At 57.0% G+C, this 17,612-nt stretch carries 18 protein-coding genes; 12 read left to right on the top strand and 6 right to left on the bottom strand.

Annotated features, from left to right (window positions below):
- Positions 1 to 26: 26 nt before the first annotated feature.
- The 10 genes from ASF29_RS24435 (at position 27) to ASF29_RS15200 (ending at position 9,291) form a co-directional block, all read left to right on the top strand.
- Positions 27 to 230 (top strand): hypothetical protein, encoded by a 204-nt coding sequence (locus ASF29_RS24435; RefSeq protein WP_156462687.1) that lies wholly within the window; start codon positions 27 to 29, stop codon positions 228 to 230.
- Between the two features lie 206 nt (positions 231 to 436).
- Positions 437 to 625 (top strand): Flp family type IVb pilin, encoded by a 189-nt coding sequence (locus tag ASF29_RS15160; protein ID WP_062451491.1) that lies wholly within the window; start codon positions 437 to 439, stop codon positions 623 to 625.
- 81 nt (positions 626 to 706) lie between these two features.
- The gene (locus tag ASF29_RS15165) at positions 707 to 1,219 is read left to right on the top strand and encodes a prepilin peptidase (protein ID WP_062451492.1); all 513 of its coding nucleotides are present in this window, start codon (positions 707 to 709) and stop codon (positions 1,217 to 1,219) included.
- A 128-nt stretch (positions 1,220 to 1,347) separates the two neighbouring features.
- A complete protein-coding gene (gene cpaB, locus ASF29_RS15170) occupies positions 1,348 to 2,157 on the top strand; it encodes a Flp pilus assembly protein CpaB (protein ID WP_062451493.1) in 810 nt (269 codons plus the stop codon).
- The gene (locus ASF29_RS15175; RefSeq protein ID WP_062451494.1) at positions 2,154 to 3,749 is read left to right on the top strand and encodes a type II and III secretion system protein family protein; all 1,596 of its coding nucleotides are present in this window, start codon (positions 2,154 to 2,156) and stop codon (positions 3,747 to 3,749) included. Before cpaB ends, ASF29_RS15175 begins: the two co-directional genes overlap by 4 nt.
- Complete coding sequence (locus ASF29_RS15180; RefSeq protein WP_062451495.1) at positions 3,746 to 4,435, top strand: CpaD family pilus assembly protein; 690 nt, start codon at positions 3,746 to 3,748, stop codon at positions 4,433 to 4,435. The genes ASF29_RS15175 and ASF29_RS15180 overlap by 4 nt, the downstream gene beginning before the upstream one ends.
- A gap of 36 nt (positions 4,436 to 4,471) precedes the next feature.
- Entirely contained in the window at positions 4,472 to 5,761 is a 1,290-nt protein-coding gene (locus ASF29_RS15185) for a CpaE family protein (protein ID WP_062451496.1), read from the top strand.
- Positions 5,762 to 5,800: 39 nt separating this feature from the next.
- On the top strand, positions 5,801 to 7,267 hold the full coding sequence (locus tag ASF29_RS15190) for a CpaF family protein (protein WP_062451497.1): 1,467 nt from the start codon (positions 5,801 to 5,803) through the stop codon (positions 7,265 to 7,267).
- Positions 7,268 to 7,289: 22 nt separating this feature from the next.
- Positions 7,290 to 8,294 (top strand): type II secretion system F family protein, encoded by a 1,005-nt coding sequence (locus tag ASF29_RS15195; protein ID WP_062451498.1) that lies wholly within the window; start codon positions 7,290 to 7,292, stop codon positions 8,292 to 8,294.
- Positions 8,295 to 8,304: 10 nt separating this feature from the next.
- Positions 8,305 to 9,291, top strand: coding sequence for a type II secretion system F family protein (locus ASF29_RS15200; RefSeq protein ID WP_062451499.1), 987 nt, complete (start codon positions 8,305 to 8,307; stop codon positions 9,289 to 9,291).
- A gap of 64 nt (positions 9,292 to 9,355) precedes the next feature.
- On the opposite strand, the gene ASF29_RS15205 is transcribed toward ASF29_RS15200, so the two are convergent.
- Positions 9,356 to 10,144 (bottom strand): tetratricopeptide repeat protein, encoded by a 789-nt coding sequence (locus ASF29_RS15205; RefSeq protein WP_062451687.1) that lies wholly within the window; start codon positions 10,142 to 10,144, stop codon positions 9,356 to 9,358.
- Positions 10,145 to 10,320: 176 nt separating this feature from the next.
- Here ASF29_RS15205 and ASF29_RS15210 point away from each other — a divergent pair, with 176 nt between their 5' ends.
- The gene (locus ASF29_RS15210; protein ID WP_062451500.1) at positions 10,321 to 11,718 is read left to right on the top strand and encodes a M17 family metallopeptidase; all 1,398 of its coding nucleotides are present in this window, start codon (positions 10,321 to 10,323) and stop codon (positions 11,716 to 11,718) included.
- Between the two features lie 58 nt (positions 11,719 to 11,776).
- Here ASF29_RS15210 and pncB read toward each other — a convergent pair whose 3' ends face one another.
- From pncB to ASF29_RS15235, 5 genes are all read right to left on the bottom strand, one after another.
- Entirely contained in the window at positions 11,777 to 13,081 is a 1,305-nt protein-coding gene (gene pncB / locus ASF29_RS15215; RefSeq protein WP_062451501.1) for a nicotinate phosphoribosyltransferase, read from the bottom strand.
- 156 nt (positions 13,082 to 13,237) lie between these two features.
- Positions 13,238 to 13,597 (bottom strand): hypothetical protein, encoded by a 360-nt coding sequence (locus ASF29_RS15220; RefSeq protein ID WP_156462688.1) that lies wholly within the window; start codon positions 13,595 to 13,597, stop codon positions 13,238 to 13,240.
- Between the two features lie 69 nt (positions 13,598 to 13,666).
- Complete coding sequence (locus ASF29_RS15225; RefSeq protein WP_244473570.1) at positions 13,667 to 14,548, bottom strand: NlpC/P60 family protein; 882 nt, start codon at positions 14,546 to 14,548, stop codon at positions 13,667 to 13,669.
- A gap of 71 nt (positions 14,549 to 14,619) precedes the next feature.
- Positions 14,620 to 14,964, bottom strand: a complete 345-nt coding sequence (locus ASF29_RS15230) for a MarR family winged helix-turn-helix transcriptional regulator (protein ID WP_062451503.1) — start codon at positions 14,962 to 14,964, stop codon at positions 14,620 to 14,622.
- A gap of 317 nt (positions 14,965 to 15,281) precedes the next feature.
- On the bottom strand, positions 15,282 to 16,388 hold the full coding sequence (locus tag ASF29_RS15235; RefSeq protein ID WP_062451504.1) for a DUF475 domain-containing protein: 1,107 nt from the start codon (positions 16,386 to 16,388) through the stop codon (positions 15,282 to 15,284).
- Positions 16,389 to 16,829: 441 nt separating this feature from the next.
- On the opposite strand from ASF29_RS15235, the gene kduD reads away from it, so the two are divergent.
- Positions 16,830 to 17,588 (top strand): 2-dehydro-3-deoxy-D-gluconate 5-dehydrogenase KduD, encoded by a 759-nt coding sequence (kduD, locus tag ASF29_RS15240; RefSeq protein WP_062451505.1) that lies wholly within the window; start codon positions 16,830 to 16,832, stop codon positions 17,586 to 17,588.
- The last annotated feature ends 24 nt before the right edge of the window (positions 17,589 to 17,612 follow it).

Here is a 17,612-nt window from a genome sequence, read left to right on the forward strand (position 1 = left end):
AACGGACAGCATGGATATGAGCAGCCTTGATTGATGCGGTCATTATGATGATCCAAAACACCATGCGCGGGATTGGTGAACGAAGCGTTAAGCAAGAATCTCATAATGGCTCACAGGCTCGAATTTTTATTGAACCAGCCTGCGCCATTATGCGTCATGCCTCAAAACAGAACAGAAAAAACGTCTCATTAAAAGGCATGAGCGACCTCAAAATTCTCCGAAACCCTTAAGAATAAGGCGCTGCGACATCCCATAAAATTTGAATTTCTACTTTGATTTATTGTTTACTATGCTGGATTTCACTACTGCTTAATCATTTTTTAATCAGTTTTTTTAAGTGGTTGGAAATCCACTTTCGCTAGTTTGTGGGCAACCGAACAACGGAAAACAGTTGTCGGCGTGCTGAACAACAATTGAAAAGTTTAGGAGAACCCGCATGACACAGATTTTCACTCGTTTCCTGAAAGACGAGTCCGGCGCGACCGCCATCGAATACGGCCTGATCGCAGCTCTGATTTCCGTTGCTATTATCACTGGTGCTGGCGTTGTCGGAACGCAGATTGGTATTCTCTTCACCAATCTCGGCACACGGATGACTACAGCGGCGACGCGTTCTGCCCAGTAAAATACTCTGTAATTTGGTGACGCCACTCACCCGGAGGCGTCACCACGGCTTCCGAGCATATGAACTGCCAGGAGAAAAGATTTGCTGGACTTTGCGATCTTCTCGATTTTGCCTCTATGCTTGGCTTTTGCGGCTTTGACTGATTTGATCAGTATGAAGATATCGAACAGGGTATCAGCAATTCTCCTTGTTTCTTTCTTCGCGATAAGTCCCTTCACGTCCCTGAGTTGGGGGGATATCGGGCTAAGCTTTTTGGCGGCAATGCTTGTTTTCTCGATCTGCTTCTCGCTGTTTGCTCTCAACGTCATGGGCGGCGGCGACGCCAAGTTACTGACGGCATGTTCTGTATGGTTCGGCCTCAATCTCTCTCTCGCGGTCTTTGTCCTGAGCGTCGCCGTATTTGGAGGCTTGCTGACCATCGCGATCCTCATGCTGCGCTCCCGGTCCCAGGAAATCATGGCAAGCGGCTTGCCCATTCCCGACTCCCTGCTGGTCGCCAAAAAGGTCCCCTACGGCATCGCAATCGCCATCGGCGGACTGGTGACGTATCCTGAAGCACCCATCGTGCAACTTGCAATGCAACACATGATGTAAAGCTTTTCTTACAAAAACAGCCGCGTTTATTTCTCATTAACCACAAGCAGACAGATTTTATTAACCATAATTACACCAATGGCGGGCCATGGTGAGGGCAGAGATTCTGACTCCTTCAAGGCCTGAGCATGAAACCGTCGCGTGTCGTCATTCTTTCCGTAGCTGTGGTTGCCGCCGGTCTTGCCGGTTTGCTTGCCATGCAGCTGGGCGCCCCTCAACAGGTGGTTGAACAGGCCGAGGCCATCATCCAGAAAGAACCGACGGTCAACGTATTGGTGTCTGCCGTCAACCTTCCTGTCGGAAGCAGGCTGAGCGCCGATTCGGTGCGTTGGGCACCCTGGCCCCAAGGCAGTATCAACGAGAACTTCGTGACAGAGGCCAAGCGACCGGATGCCGTAACCGAACTGACGGGCTCGGTCGTGCGACTGCCCCTCTTCGAGGGTGAGCCACTACGGCCGGAAAAGGTTGTCGATTCCAGCACCCGCATTATGTCTGCACTGCTGCCAGCCGGCAAGCGCGCCGTGGCGACGGAAATTTCGGTCGCAACCGGAGCAGGCGGCTTCGTGCTGCCCAACGACCGTGTGGATGTGATCATGGTTCGAAAAGGTGATTCAGGAACGTTTCTAACGGAAAATGTTCTCAACAACGTGCGCGTCCTCGCGATCGATCAGCAGATCAAAGAAGGTGAAGACGGCACCACTGCAGTTGTCGGCGCAACTGCAACACTGGAACTGACACCGGAACAGGCAAAAATCATGACCGTTGCGCAACAGATGGCGGATCGTCTGACGCTGTCGCTGCGCTCGGTTGCCGATGCTCAGGACAGCGATACGACATCGGCCGACTATCTTTTGAGCGGCGGCGCCGGAAGACCGGCCATTCAGGTCATCAAATCCGGTTCTATCGTCAAGGACGGACAAGGAGGGTTGGCACAATGATCAGACATCACGCGCTCGATCGTTTTCAAAAGGCTATGCGCTCATCCGTCACGGGCGGGTTGGTATTTTGCATTGCTTTTTCAGGCTTTCCCGGAACGCATGTACCGTTTGGCCTCTCGACCCGCGAAGCTCTTGCCCAAAGCGCGAGCATCGTCCGCATCAACGAAAGCGGCCAAGGCGTTCGCAAACGGGTGAAGCTGGGTCTGAACAAGGCGCTGGTCATCGATCTGCCGCAGGATGCACACGACATTCTCGTTGCCGATCCCTCTATGGCGGACGCGGTCACCCGCAGTTCGCGCCGTATCTATCTGTTTGGAAAGGCCGTAGGCCAGACCAACATCTTCATCTTCGGGGATCAGGGCCAGGAAATCGTCAGTCTCGACCTCGAAGTCGAACGCGATATTTCCGGACTGCAGGCAAATTTGCGCCGCTTTATCCCCGAATCCGACATTCGCGTAGAGATCGTGTCGGACAATATCGTGCTGTCCGGAAGTGTTCGGACACCGCAAGACTCCGCCCGTGCCGTTCAGCTTGCATCCGCATTCCTGAAAGGTGGTGAAGCGACCACGCGCAACATTACCGAGACCAGCCAGAGCAACGGCGATGGGGCGGTCGCCATCTTTGCCGAAGACCGCCAGCAGTCATCTATCGTCAATATGCTGACGATTGAAGGTGAAGACCAGGTGACCTTGAAGGTGACGGTGGCGGAGGTCAGCCGCCAGGTCTTGAAGCAGCTTGGTTTCAATGGCTCCCTCAGCACCGCCTCGGGCAGCAATCCGTCCGGAGGAATTGCGTTCTCCAATCCGGCGAACCTCGGCAACGCAATAGGACTTGCGGGAACAGGCAACATAACCGGCACCATCGGCAAGCTGACCCTCGGCAGCTACTTCAACGCCATGGAGCAGGCCGGCGTCATGCGCACATTGGCCGAACCGAGCCTGACGGCGATTTCCGGCGAGCAGGCCAAGTTCTATGTCGGCGGAGAATTCCGCCTTCCTGCCGAACAGGAAGTGGCCTTCGACAGCACAACCGGGCAACCGACCGTCACACGCGCCACAGATACGGTAGATTATGGTATCGAACTGAATTTCCGTCCTGTCGTGCTGTCGCCCGGGCGCATCAGCCTGAAAATCGAAACGAATGTTTCCGAGCCGACCTACGAAGGCAGTGCCGTGACCGGCAATGGCAGCTCTACGAGGGTTCCAGGCAGCACCTATCTTTCGATCCGCAAGCGCGAAGCCTCCACCAGCGTCGAGCTTCCTTCGGGCGGCTCCATCGTTATTGCTGGTCTGGTGCAGGACAATGTGCGTCAGGCGATGTCAGGTCTCCCAGGCGTTTCCAAGGTGCCGGTGCTGGGTACGCTGTTTCGCAGCAAGGACTTCATTCGTAACGAGACCGAACTCGTCATCATCGCCACACCTTATCTGGTTCGTCCCGTCGCCCGCAGTGAAATCGCCCGGCCCGACGACAATTTCAATCCGGAAAACGATGCCGCCATGTATTTCATGAACCGCGTCAACAAGGTTTACGGCAACCGGCAGCAGGCTCACACACAGCCCTATCAGGGCTCGGTAGGGTTTATTTACAAATGACGAAAACAGCTTCGATGAACCGCTGCACATCCTTTCGCAAGACCGCGCTGATTACCGCACTGTTGGCAACGGCGGCGCTAGCGCAGGGCTGCGCCCGCGATCCGATGTCGACCGGCGCCATTCCCGACGACTATCGCACACGCCATCCCATCACGCTTTCGGAAGCGCAGCATTCGCTGGATATTCCCGTCTCTGCAGGTGACAACCGCCTGACGGTCGGCATGGCCGACAGCATCAAGGGATTTGCCCAGAGCTATTCCGCCACCTCATCCGGTGTCGTGCAAATGCAGATACCAACGGGCTCTGCGAATTCGGCGGCTGCTTCCATCCTGAAAAGGCAGATACGTTCGGTTCTGGCCTCCTCCGGCATTCCTGCGGCCAAGGTCGTGGAAACGCATTATGGCGCGGCGCCGTCGGGCGATGCCGCCCCAATACGGCTCAGCTATGTCGCGATCACTGCCATGACCGGGCAATGCGGGCAGTGGCCTGAGGATTTGTCGAACAACACCTACTCCAACAAGAACTGGTACAATTTCGGCTGCGCCTCGCAAAACAATCTGGCAGCACAGGTCGCAAATCCGATGGATCTCGTTGGACCGCGCGGCATGAGCCCGATCGATGCAGAACGCCGCTCGGTGGTGATCGGCAATTACCGCGCAGGCAAAACCACCGCGACGACAGAGTGACGTGAAGCGCGACCGCAAGCGGCAACAGGAAACACGATGAACCCGGTAAATTACGACATTCAACACACAAATCCGGACGAGACCTATGCCGATGAGCCTTTACGAACGGGCGATCTGGATAGTCTGAGACCTTTGCCCCGCATCTCGATCCACACATTCTGTGAGAGCGAGGGCATGCAACGGCTGATGGAGCGGCTATCCAGCGACCGGCGGATGAATAAGGTCAGCCTTCGTGTGACCAATGGCGAAATCCAGGCGGCAGCGACGATGTTCTCATCCAGTCCCACGCCGAACCTCATCATACTCGAGACGGCACGCGACCCGTCCACTCTCCTGAATGACTTGGCACCGCTGGCCGAGGTCTGCGATCCGACGACACGTGTCATCATCGTCGGTCGCCATAACGATATCACCCTGTACCGCGATCTGATCCGCAACGGCATTTCCGAATACCTCGTCGCGCCCGTCAAGATGCCGGATCTGCTGGCCTCCATTTCGGCGATCTTCGTCGACCCGGAAGCCGAGCCGCTTGGCCGCAACATCGCCTTCATCGGTGCAAAGGGCGGCGTGGGCTCGTCTACGATAGCGCATAATTGCGCTTTCGGCATTTCCAACCTGTTTTCGACCGAAACGATCCTGGCCGATCTGGACCTGCCTTTCGGGACAGCCAATATCGATTTCGATCAGGACCCGGCACAGGGCATTGCCGAAGCGGTCTTTGCGCCAGAGCGCCTGGATGAGGTTTTTCTCGATCGTTTGCTGACGAAATGCTCGGAGCATTTGTCGCTGCTTGCCGCACCGTCGCTTCTCGACCGCCCCTATGACTTCGAGCGTTTGACCTTCCAGCCACTTCTCGAGCTTCTTCAGCGAAGTACACCCGTGGCCGTGCTGGACGTCCCGCATATCTGGTCGGAGTGGACGCAGACCGTACTGTCAGAGGCAGACGAGGTGGTGATCACCGCCGTGCCCGATCTCGCCAATCTTCGCAACACCAAGAACCTTCTGGATGCGCTCAAGAAGCTGCGGCCAAACGACAAGGTTCCGCATCTGGTGCTCAATCAGGTCGGTATGGTCAAGCGCCCGGAGATCGCTCCTGCAGATTTCTTCGAGCCGCTGGAAATCGAGCCGATTGCGATCATTCCCTTCGACGTCCAGCTCTTCGGCAATGCGGCCAATAGCGGGCGTATGATCAGCGAAATCGATGCAAAATCCCCGATTGCCGAAACCTTCTCGCAAATATCCCATATCGTGACGGGCCGTTCTTCAACGCGCAAGGCAAAGCGCGCAGGGCTCGGCAAAATCATGGACCTTATAAAACGCAAGTAATGCAGCGCTGCCACTGCAGCGGCCTGCCGGAAGAAACATATGTTCGGAAAACGTGGCAACGAAGGCTTCTCCAGAGCCACACCCTCAGGGCAGGCAGCTTCCGCTCCTGCCCCGTCTCCCGTCGTCACCACGCCACGGGCCGAACCTGCCGACACCATGGTGCTCGCGCCACCGGCGCCGCCCACACATGCACCGCCTGCACAGGCGCGAAAGCGCGTGCGCACCGACGATTATTACCAGACGAAGGCGCAGGTCTTCTCCGCCCTGATCGACACCATCGATCTGTCGCAGCTGGCCAAGCTCGACACCGAGAGCGCGCGTGAGGAAATCCGCGATATCGTCAACGATATCATCACCATCAAGAATTTCGCGATGTCGATTTCCGAGCAGGAAGAGCTGCTGGAGGACATTTGCAACGACGTTTTGGGCTATGGCCCGCTGGAGCCGCTACTGGCGCGTGACGACATCGCCGACATCATGGTCAATGGCTCCGGCCAGACTTTCATCGAAGTCGGCGGCAAGACGATCGAATCCGATATCCGGTTTCGCGACAATGCCCAGCTTCTGTCGATCTGCCAGCGCATCGTCAGCCAGGTCGGTCGCCGCGTGGATGAATCGAGCCCGATCTGCGACGCGCGTCTGCCAGACGGTTCGCGCGTCAACGTCATCGCCCCGCCGCTTGCCATCGATGGCCCGGCACTGACGATCCGCAAGTTCAAGAAAGACAAGCTGACGCTCGACCAGCTTGTACGCTTCGGCGCAATCACGCCGGAAGGTGCGGTTCTGCTCCAGATCATCGGGCGGGTGCGCTGCAACGTGGTTATTTCCGGCGGAACAGGTTCGGGAAAGACCACGCTTCTGAACTGCCTGACAAGCTATATCGACAAGACCGAACGCGTCATCACCTGCGAAGACACTGCCGAACTGCAGCTTCAGCAGCCGCATGTGGTGCGTCTGGAAACGCGTCCGCCCAATATCGAGGGCGAAGGCGAAATCACCATGCGTGATCTCGTCAAGAACTGCCTGCGTATGCGCCCTGAACGCATCATCGTCGGCGAAGTCCGTGGCCCTGAAGTTTTCGACCTGTTGCAGGCGATGAACACCGGCCATGACGGTTCCATGGGCACGATCCACGCCAATACGCCGCGTGAGTGCCTGAGCCGTATGGAATCGATGATTGCCATGGGTGGCTTCAGCCTTCCCGCCAAGACCGTGCGTGAAATCATCTCATCCTCTGTCGATGTCATCATTCAGGCCGCACGCCTCCGGGACGGCTCCCGCCGGATCACGCAGGTCACGGAAGTGCTCGGCATGGAAGGCGACGTCATCATCACGCAGGATCTGATGCGTTACGAAATGGAAGGCGAGGACGCAAACGGCCGGATCATCGGTCGCCATGTCTCCACCGGGATCAGCAAACCACACTTCTGGGATCGTGCGCGCTATTTCAACGAGGACAGGCGGCTGGCTGCCGCTCTCGATGAAATGGAAATTCAATCCCAATAAGCAAGGCCAGGGCGGAACGGTAATGAACATGACGGTCGTGTTGCTCGTAATCCTCGTCGCCGTCTCGGCAGGAGCGATGGCCTATGTCTTCCTGTTTTCGCAGATCGAGGTCGAGAAGAAGACCGCAAACCGCGTGAGCCGGGTCAAGGCAGCGGAAACAGATCACACCAAGATCAAGGCTGCGCGAGACCGCGTTCAGGAATTGAGCAAACGGCGCAAGTCCGTTCAGGACACGCTCAAGGACCTAGAGAAGAAACAGAACGAGAAATCGAAGGATCGACGCGACGCGACGGTGCGTGGCAAGCTCGTTCAGGCTGGCCTGTCGATCTCCATCCAGAAGTTCTATCTGATGGGCACCGGGCTCGGGCTGGCCATGTTTCTGGTTGCCCTGCTCTACGGCGCACACATCTTTCTGGCCCTGGGTATCGGCTTCGTCGGTGCGCTGGGACTGCCGCGCTGGATTCTGAACTTTCTGGTCAAACGCCGCCAGAACAAGTTTCTCGAAGAATTCCCCAATGCGCTGGACGTGATGTATCGGTCCATCAAATCGGGGTTGCCACTGAATGATTCCGTGAGATTGATCGCATCGGACGGGCAGGAGCCGGTCAAGACGGAGTTTCAACGGGTCGTCGAGGCGCAGCAGGTCGGCATGACCATTCCCGAAGGCATCAACCGCATGATGCTGACCATGCCGCTGCCGGAAGTGAACTTCTTCGGCACCGTCATCACCATTCAGGCACAGGCTGGCGGAAATCTCTCCGAAGCGCTGGCCAACCTTTCCAAGGTCCTGCGCGAGCGCAAGAAAATGAAGGCCAAGGTCAGCGCGCTCTCCATGGAGGCCAAGGCGTCCGCAGTGATTATCGGTGCCCTGCCCTTCATCGTGGCGACCCTCGTCTACCTTACGTCACCGGACTACATCATGGTGTTGTTCACAGATCCGCGCGGTCACCTGGTTCTGGGAGCATCCGCCATCTGGATGTCCATAGGCATCGTCGTCATGCGTCAGATGATCAATTTCGATATTTGAGGCGGAAACCATGTCACAGCAGCTCGTATCCAGCTTTAACAATCCGCACCTGATCATAGCCATCCTTGTCGCGGTAGCCGTCTTTGCGACATTTTACACGTTGGCTATTCCCTATTTCGAAAAGGGCGATCTCAACAAGCGCATGAAGGCTGTCTCGACCGAGCGCGACCAGATCAGAAGCCGGGAACGCAGCCGCATGAGCGAGGCGACTAAGGGTGAAAAAGCCTCCTTACGCGCCACCAACAACAAATCTGCCACGCGGATTGTCGAGCGCTTCAACCTGCGTGAGGCGCTGGTCGATGCCAACACGGTCAACAAGCTTCGTGCGGCTGGCTATCGATCCCAGAATGCCCTGAATACGTTCCTTGCCGCACGTTTCATTCTGCCCTTCGTGTTTCTGCTGCTGGCCTTTCTGTGGGTATTCGTGATGGGCAATCTGGACACCAGACCCTTCGGGATTCGTCTGATGGCGGTGCTCGGTTTCGGTTATCTGGGATTCTATGCGCCCAATATCTTCATTTCGAACCAGATGTCGAAGCGCCAGAAATCCATCAAAAGAGCATGGCCGGATGCGCTGGACTTGATGCTGATCTGCGTGGAATCGGGCGTTTCGATGGAGGCGGCCATGCGCCGGGTCGCGGAAGAGATGGCCGATCAATCGCCCGAGCTTGCCGAAGAAATGGTGCTGACCACGGCGGAGTTGTCATTTCTGCAGGACAGGCGCACGGCGCTCGAAAATCTGGGGCTTCGCACGCAGCTGGATGGCGTCAAGAGCGTTGTGCAGGCGCTCATCCAGGCAGAACGTTACGGCACTCCGCTGGCACAGGCGCTGCGGGTTCTGGCCCAGGAGGGTCGCGACGAGCGCATGAATGAGGCGGAGAAGAAAGCCTCCGCACTCCCACCCAAGCTGACGGTGCCGATGATCCTGTTCTTCCTGCCGGTGCTGATTGCCGTCATTCTGGGACCGGCAGGCATTCGTATTTCGGATTCGTTTTGAGCAAGGGCCAGACAGAAAAGGCGACCGCGATGGTCGCCTCCGTTGCACATACCAAGCCCATTCGTTAGTTGGTCGCCGTCTTCTTGTTCTTGTCGGACAGCTGCGACCATGCGTTCTGCTGGGACAGCATGCCGCGAAGATAGGTCAGATTGGCCTGCGCCTGCTGGGCGGAAAGCTCCTGCATCGCTATGCGCTCGGCTTCCTCGAACCGGCCCTGAAGGCCCACGACCAAGGCAAGGTTCTGTCTGATACGGCTGTCTGCACCTGGCTGAGACGCCGCTGATCGCATGTAGGTCTCGGCCGTGCGCGGATCGCTCTGGAGGACGTAGGACATGCCCAGATTGGAAAGGATGCTGGGATCATTCGGCTTGAGGTCGAGCGCCTGACGATACTTCGCCCGCGCCTCGGCCGAACGGCCAAGCTGGTCCAGCACCGCACCCTCGGCGGAATAAAGACGCCAATCCGGGCGATCCGGGGTCTGTGCGCGATTGATGGTGTTAAGTGCCTGCTCCAACTGGCCGGCAGCGGCCTGCGCCTTGCCATAGGATGCCAGAACTTCGCGGTCGGATGGATAGGCAATAGCGACCTGCTGCATGACCGCAAGCGCCTGCGTATTCTTGCCTGTCATCATCAACAGGTTGGCATAGTTTAGCCCCGTATTGCGATCCTTGGGATTGTGCTCATAGGCTCTGCCGGTGGAGGCTTCGGCCTGTCGCAACTGCTCCATGTTCATCTGGTCGTAGGATCTGGAAACCGGAGCAATGGAACCTGTCGACATCCGATCCGGCTTGCTGGTCGAACAACCGGTCAATGCAAGCACAAGCACCGCCGCGCAGACGCCCCGTACCAGCATCTTTTGGCGGGCATGAAGGGAAGAAACAGCAATCACGACATTGCCCCCGGCTCTCTGTTATGGTCGAAACAGGCGAAGCGACGCGATTCTGCTCGACGCAACCCTCGCTCCAGCAATAATCTGTTAACCCTAACAGAGTGTTAATTTGCCGATTCCCGCCTTTATGAAAGCACCCCATGCCTTCCTATCAATTTATTGACCGAGACACGCCTTTCAGTTCAAAAGCAGGGAAAACGCTGCCAGTTTTTGCGGTCACACCCGCCCATATCGAGCAGGGTGCAATTGACCCTATCGCTCTCGACTGGGCACGAAAGGCCGGCTTCAAGGGAGATGCGGGAGCAATACTTCTGATACCATCGGCAGAAGGCGCTCTCGGCGGCGCCCTTCTCGGGCTCGGCACCAATCCATCGGAACTGCCCTTCATCACCGGCAAGCTGGCACGCGAACTGCCGGAAGGAGACTGGCATATCGAAACGGCTCCGCTGACGGTCAACCGCCTGATGCTCGGTTTCGGTCTGGGGGCCTATCGCTTCGACAAGTATCGCACGCTGAAAAGCAACGGTGCCAAACTGCTCATTCCCCGGGATGCGGAAGATGCGGAAATCAAGCGCATTCTTGCGGGTGTCTATCTGGCGCGTGACCTCATCAATGTCCCGGCAAACGACATGGGACCGGACCAGCTTGAGATTGCGTTCCGCAGTCTGGCTGCTTGTTACAAGGCAAAGGTCTCGGTGGTAACCGGCGAGGATCTTCTGAAAGAAAACTTTCCGCTGGTTCACGCCGTCGGTCGCGCCAGCGAAAGCGCGCCGCGTCTTTTGGAAATGACTTGGGGCAAGAAGGGCAATCCGCGTCTGACGCTTGTTGGCAAGGGGGTATGCTTCGACACCGGCGGTCTCGACATCAAGCCGTCTTCGTCCATGGCGCTGATGAAGAAGGATATGGGTGGCGCGGCCAATGTGCTGGGTCTGGCGCTGATGATTATGGATGCCCGCCTGCCCATCGATCTGCGCGTCATCGTGCCCGCCGTCGAAAACTCGATCTCGTCCAACGCCTTCCGTCCGGGCGACATCTACCAGAGCCGAAAAGGATTGACCGTTCAGATCGACAATACCGATGCGGAAGGACGCCTCGTGCTGGCCGACGCGCTGGCCTATGCCGACGAGGATGCGCCGGACCTGATGATCGATATGGCGACACTGACCGGTGCAGCCCGCGTGGCGCTTGGCCCCGATGTTCCACCTTTCTTTACGGATGACGAAGACCTTGCGCATAGCATCAGCGATGCGAGCATGGATGTGGACGACCCGGTATGGCGCCTGCCGCTTTACATGGGTTACGACAAGGATATCCGCTCTCGCGCCGCCGATATCACCAATGCGCCTGCCGGCGGCATGGCCGGATCGATCACCGCTGCGCTATTTCTCAAGCGATTCGTCACGCAGACGAAGAAATGGGCGCATTTCGACATTTATGGCTGGTCGCTAAGCGAGCGCCCACATTCGTCGATCGGCGGCGAAGCGCAGGCCATTCGCGCCCTGTTTCACTACATCTCGCGCAACTTCGCCAAGAAATGAACCTGAAAGGGGCGGTTTACCGCCCCTTTCAAAGCATGCATGCACCCATTCGGCTTTCTTAGACGCGCACGTCCTGATCGTGACGGTCTTCATGACCAAAGAACTTCAGGTAACGCTGAACTTCCCGCGCCTCTCCCGTTGCTTTTTGCGGATTATCGGACAGCTTGACGGCCGGACGACCGTTGGCATCGATGACCTTGCATACGATGGAAATCGGCTTCAGGCTTTCGATGGTTTTGGGTGCACATCCCGCGAAATCATTGGTGAGGTTCGTGCCCCAGCCGAAACTCATCCTGACCCGCCCCTCGAAATGCTTGTAGGTATCGATGATGGCATCGACATCCAGGCCATCGGAGAAGATCAGCAGTTTCTTCTTCGGGTCGCGGTCCATCTTCTGCCACCAGTCGATGATCTTCTCACCGCCTTCGATAGGCGGCGCGCTGTCAGGACGAAAACCCGTCCAGTCGGCCACCCACTCCGGCGCGTTGCGCAGGAAGGCGGCCGTGCCGAAGGCGTCCGGCAGGACGATCAGCAGGTTGCCACCATAGAGGCGGTTCCAGTCCTTCATGACCTGATAGGGAGCTGCCGCAAGGGCCTCGTCGTTTTCCGCAAGGGCGGCGACGACCATCGGCAGTTCATGCGCATTGGTGCCCACCGCTTCAAGATCGGAATCCATGGCCAGCAAAACGTTGCTGGTCCCCGTAAAGGCAGGACCAATACCTTCCTTCAACGCCTCTACGCACCAGCGCTGCCACAGGAAGCTGTGGCGACGACGCGTGCCGAAATCGGAAATCCGCAATCCCGGCAATTCGCGCAAACGCTCGACCTTGGCCCACATCTTGGCCTTGGCGCGAGCGTAGAGAACGTCAAGCGTAAAGTAACCGAGCGAACGCATGGCGCTGCGTGAGCGCAGTTCGTTGATGATGGCCAGCGCCGGGATTTCCCATAGCGTGGTATCCATCCAGCGACCGTGGAAATTGAGCTCGTACTGACCGTCCCGTTTGAAAAGCTCGTATTCCGGAAGCTGGTAGCTGTCCAGCCATGACAGAAACTCCGGCTCGAAGATCTGTGCGCGACCATAAAAGGTATTACCGGCAAGCCAGATGCTTTCCTTTTTCGACAGCCTGAGGCTGCGGGCATGGTCGAGCTGTTCGCGCAGCTCCATCTCATCGATTTCATCGGCCAGTTTAACGGTCTTGGTGCGATTGATCAGCGAGAAGGTGGCATTGACCTCGGGGTAAAGCTTCCAGATCATTTGCAACATCAGAAGCTTGTAAAAATCCGTATCTATCAGGCTGCGGACGATGGGGTCCAGCTTCCAGGTGTGGTTGTGGACACGGGTTGCGATATCTGTCTTCGTCATTGCTGCTGAAATCCCTCACGCCGGTGAAGCCGACGTCCTTCCGCATTGTCTTTAGGCATGACGCCTTCGAGAGCCTGATCCGCTCCAGGGACAAAGACTTATCTGAAAAAACACTCAAGTCCAGACCGGTCGCGGTCAACACGGTTCGCAACCGTCTCAGAAATCGACCGCGGGAGGATTGATACCAGGATACCAATCCTTGGATATCGGGTTGCCCGTTCCCGTTGCGGAAGCACCTGCAGACCCGGTGCAGCGATATCCCTGTACCGGCAGGCCGCTATTGCCGAACACGTCCCGATAGGGCCCATCAGAATAGCCTGATATGACGGTGGTCGAATGGCAGTTATAGCGCTCTTTCGGCTGAAGGGTTTTGGGGTCCTTCACACCGGGAAGGTTCGCATAAGCATCCGGTGCGGGCAGGAAACCGTTCTCGTAGATTGTTTGCGCATGCCCGGTCGCGGCAAACGACAGAACGGCGAACACAAATGTTGCGATGCGTCTTGCCGATGTTGCCATGTCCATTTTGTCCTAACCGTAACCTGCCCTCACATATAGTTCCGCGAAGGCGGCAAAACAGCCGTCACGTCAAACGTTTTCGTGAAACAGCGGAACGTGACGAAAGGCCGTTGGCCTTTCATATAGCCATCCGATCCGCTTGACGGCGTCATCGAGATTTTCCCGCGAGACATTCATCGTATGTCCATTGGCGTGCAGCAGCGTGTCCGGGTCTTCCATGATGCCGACATGCCCCTTCCAGAAGACGAGATCCCCACGCCCCAGTTCTTCCCGGCTTATGTCGGTGCCGAGAGTGCGAAACTGCATGTCCGTATCGCGCAGGACGGATTTCCCAGTCATGGCGGCGGATAGTTGCACAAGGCCTGAACAGTCTATGCCGAAGCCGGAGCGTCCGCCCCAAAGATATGGCGTTTCCAGAAAGCGCAGTGCGACGGAGACATAATCGCTGGCAACCACATCCCCGATAGCAATGCAGTGGGCAGCGATGACGCCTTCGCCCTTGGCCGTCATCAGATAGCGCGTGCCGCGTGTCTCTTCTTCACCAACGAAGGTCAGACTGCTGCCCATGGACAGCGCCGCAATGGGGGGCTTTCGCAACTCGGCCTCCGGGTAGAGAAACGTGCGGGTGCTGATGATGCGATGGGTGGGTGCCACGATCTCCGCGACGGCATCCTCCGGCACATATCCGGCATATCCGTCAGCGTCCGCCTGTACCCACGCCCAACCATCAGCCCGGTCGAAGACGCGCAGTGTTTCACCAAGCAGCAATTCGGTATCGATCCCGCTCGAAAGTGCCGGTTGGGGTCGCAAACCGACGACAGGGATGGCAACCTGGGCTGGCGTGCCACGGGTGAAGCGCTCCGCCGTCACCTGGCCTTCCAGCGCTTCATTTGCTAGGTCTGCCCGAAAAACATTCAGTCGGCGGTCGAGTGTCGTATCCATGGCTGTCATCAGCGCTACCCTGCTCACATGTCGAATGGCATCTGGTCGAACCTATCATGGATATCCAGCAGACGGGAAGATCAGGTCTCTCTTGCCTGATCGATAATCAGGTCACCGAATTTTTCCAGATAGAGGGCACCTGCGACCGTGCGCTTGATAATCACGTTGCGGCGATCGCGTTGATCGCGCTCGCGCTCCACCAGACCCATAAGGCCCATACTATCGAGCGCACGTGTGATAACGGGTTTGGTCACGCCAAGCACGGAAGCCAATCCTCTGACGGTGTGGGGTGGCGGCACGAAATAGATATGCAGGAGGATCGCCATCTGTCGCAGCGTCAGATCCGGTGCATCCTCTTCGACCTGCGCAAGCACGACACGATGCCAAAGACTGAGTGCTTGTGAAGGGGATAACTCGACAGACACGCGATTTTGCTCTCTCATTTCGACAAGAAAAGCACATCTTGGCTCAAATCAGTGAACAAAACAAAATCGCCGACATCCTTCAAGCTTGGAGCCCGAATGACGTCGGCGGCTTTTCATGCCCTTTGCGAGCTATGCGTCCCCTCTGGACTTACAGAAGAAGATGCATAAAGCGTGCCAGATCATATCCACCTGCTTGGCGGACAGCAAACCAGGCCTATTCTGCAGAATTGCCTCGGCACAGGACATGCCGAGGCTGATTTTTTAAGCGGCCCGCTAAATTTTAAGCGCTGCCGATTGGAGACCATGTTTGGCAGAGGTCACACTTTCGCAGCATGTCCGGCTTCGATCTCATTGGCTCTTTCGCGCTTGTTGTAGCGGATCGAAGACCAGAGCGAGATGCCGATGAGCGTTGCGCCACCCAGACCCGTGATAACCTCGGGGATGTGAAACAGGCTCTGGACATACATGATGACCGACAGGATGAGGATGGCGTAGAAGGCGCCATGCTCGAGATAGCGGTATTCCGCCAGCGTCCCCTTTTCGACCAACATGATGGTCATGGAGCGTACATACATTGCGCCGATGCCAAGGCCGATGGCGATGATGAAGAGATTGGACGTCAGCGCAAAAGCGCCGATGACGCCATCGAACGAGAAGCTGGCATCCAGCACTTCGAGATAGAGAAACGCTCCGAAACCGCCTTTTGCCGCTCCTTCCAGCATCTGCTGGCTGCGATCGAGAATACCGCCCAGAACTTCGACAAGAAGGAAGGTGAGCAGGCCCCAGATCGCGGCGCTGAAGAAGACATTGGCTGCTTCCGGTCCGAGCGCGGGATCGTCGCTGTTGGCGATGATGCGGGAAAACACCAGCATGATGACCAGAACGAAGGCAATTTCGATGCCCTTGATCGAGGAATAGGTCGCAATCTTTTCTTCAACCCAGCGGACCCAGTGAATGTCCTTTTCGTGGTCGAAGAAGAAGCTGAGGCCCACCATCATCAGGAAGGTGCCGCCAAAGGCGGCGATTGGCAGATGCGCATCCTTCATGATCTGCGCATAGCGGTCTGGCTCAGTTGCCGCCATGACCATAGCCGTCCAGGGGCCGACATTGGCCGCAACGACGACGATGAGCAAAGGAAAGACGATACGCATGCCGAAAACGGCGATGAGGATGCCCCAGGTCAAAAAGCGATGCTGCCATTCCGGCGTCATTTCTTTCAGCTTGTTGGCATTGACGATGGCGTTATCGAAAGAAAGCGATATTTCCAGCACGGCCAGAACCGCGCAGATGAAGAAGATCGTGGCCGTACCGCTGACCGTACCGGTCATCTGCCAGCCGAGATAGCCGCCGAGCAGCAGGCCGACAACCGTCACGATGAATGCCCATTTGAAATAGGTCAGTGTGGATTTCGTCGAAGTGGTCATCACAGCGCTCCCAGAATCGTCTTGCGAACAGGGAAACGCGGAGCAGGCGTGGCAGAAAGCGCACGCACAGAATGCATGGTCAGATTTCTCATGGGTTTAAATCCGCCGGCGTAATAAGCAGGCGGTACCGACATCGCGAGAGCGCCGTAAAACTCTCGCCAGAGGGGCCCGGCACCAAAGTTCCTTACCCATAGCCCGATGTCAGGGGCTGGGAATGCCTCTTTAGTCTCTCAACTTTGTGATTTCGTCAAGTTGAAAGTTGTTTTTGGGGCTCGCGAGAGGCGTTTCATCGGGAAATAAAGCTGCATTTACAAAACAGGAGTTGTGTAAGGACCATGTCATAGTACCATTTCAAAAATAGATATTATTTGTTTGTTGCGACTTGGTGGCGCTTGCGTTAGATAACGAGCAGAACTGCAATAATTTCTGACGGAGAGCTTGATGACGATTTCCTTCGACTTGACCGGCAAAACGGCCATCGTCACCGGTGCAAACACTGGTTTGGGACAGGGCGTTGCGAAGGCCCTTGCTGGCGCAGGCGCGACCGTAGCACTCGTCGGACGCTCGTCGATGACGGAAACCGAAGACGCCATTGCCGCCATTGGCGGGAAAAGCCACAGCATCAAAGCCGATCTTTCCACAATTGCGCCCGTCGGTGACGTGATAGCGGAAGCGGTGCGTTTTTCTGGAACCGTCGATATTCTCGTCAACAATGCGGGCATCATCAAGCGCGCAGATTCCCTTGACTTTACCGAGGCCGATTGGGACGCGGTGATGGACGTCAATCTCAAGACGGTGTTTTTCCTCTCACAGGCATTTGCCCGCCATCTCGTTGCGGAAAACAAGCCGGGCAAGATCATCAACATCGCCTCGCTTCTTTCCTTCCAGGGCGGCATCCGCATCCCCTCCTACACCGCGTCTAAGAGCGGACTGGCAGGCCTCACCCGCCTTCTGGCGTGCGAATGGGCTTCGAAAGGCATCAACGTCAACGCCATAGCGCCGGGCTATTTCGACACCAACAATACCGAGGCGCTGCGCAACGACCCAGAGCGGAGCGCGGCTATTCTCGCCCGTATCCCCGCCGGTCACTGGGGCAAGCCGGAAGAGCTCGGCGGAGCAGCCGTGTTTCTGGCGTCCCAGGCGTCGGATTATATTCACGGGACGGTTCTGCCCGTCGATGGTGGCTGGCTGGCCCGATAGGCAGCATGGTGCGCAGATGAGGGC

Source organism: Rhizobium sp. Leaf262 (genome assembly GCF_001422245.1).
GTDB lineage: Bacteria > Pseudomonadota > Alphaproteobacteria > Rhizobiales > Rhizobiaceae > Agrobacterium.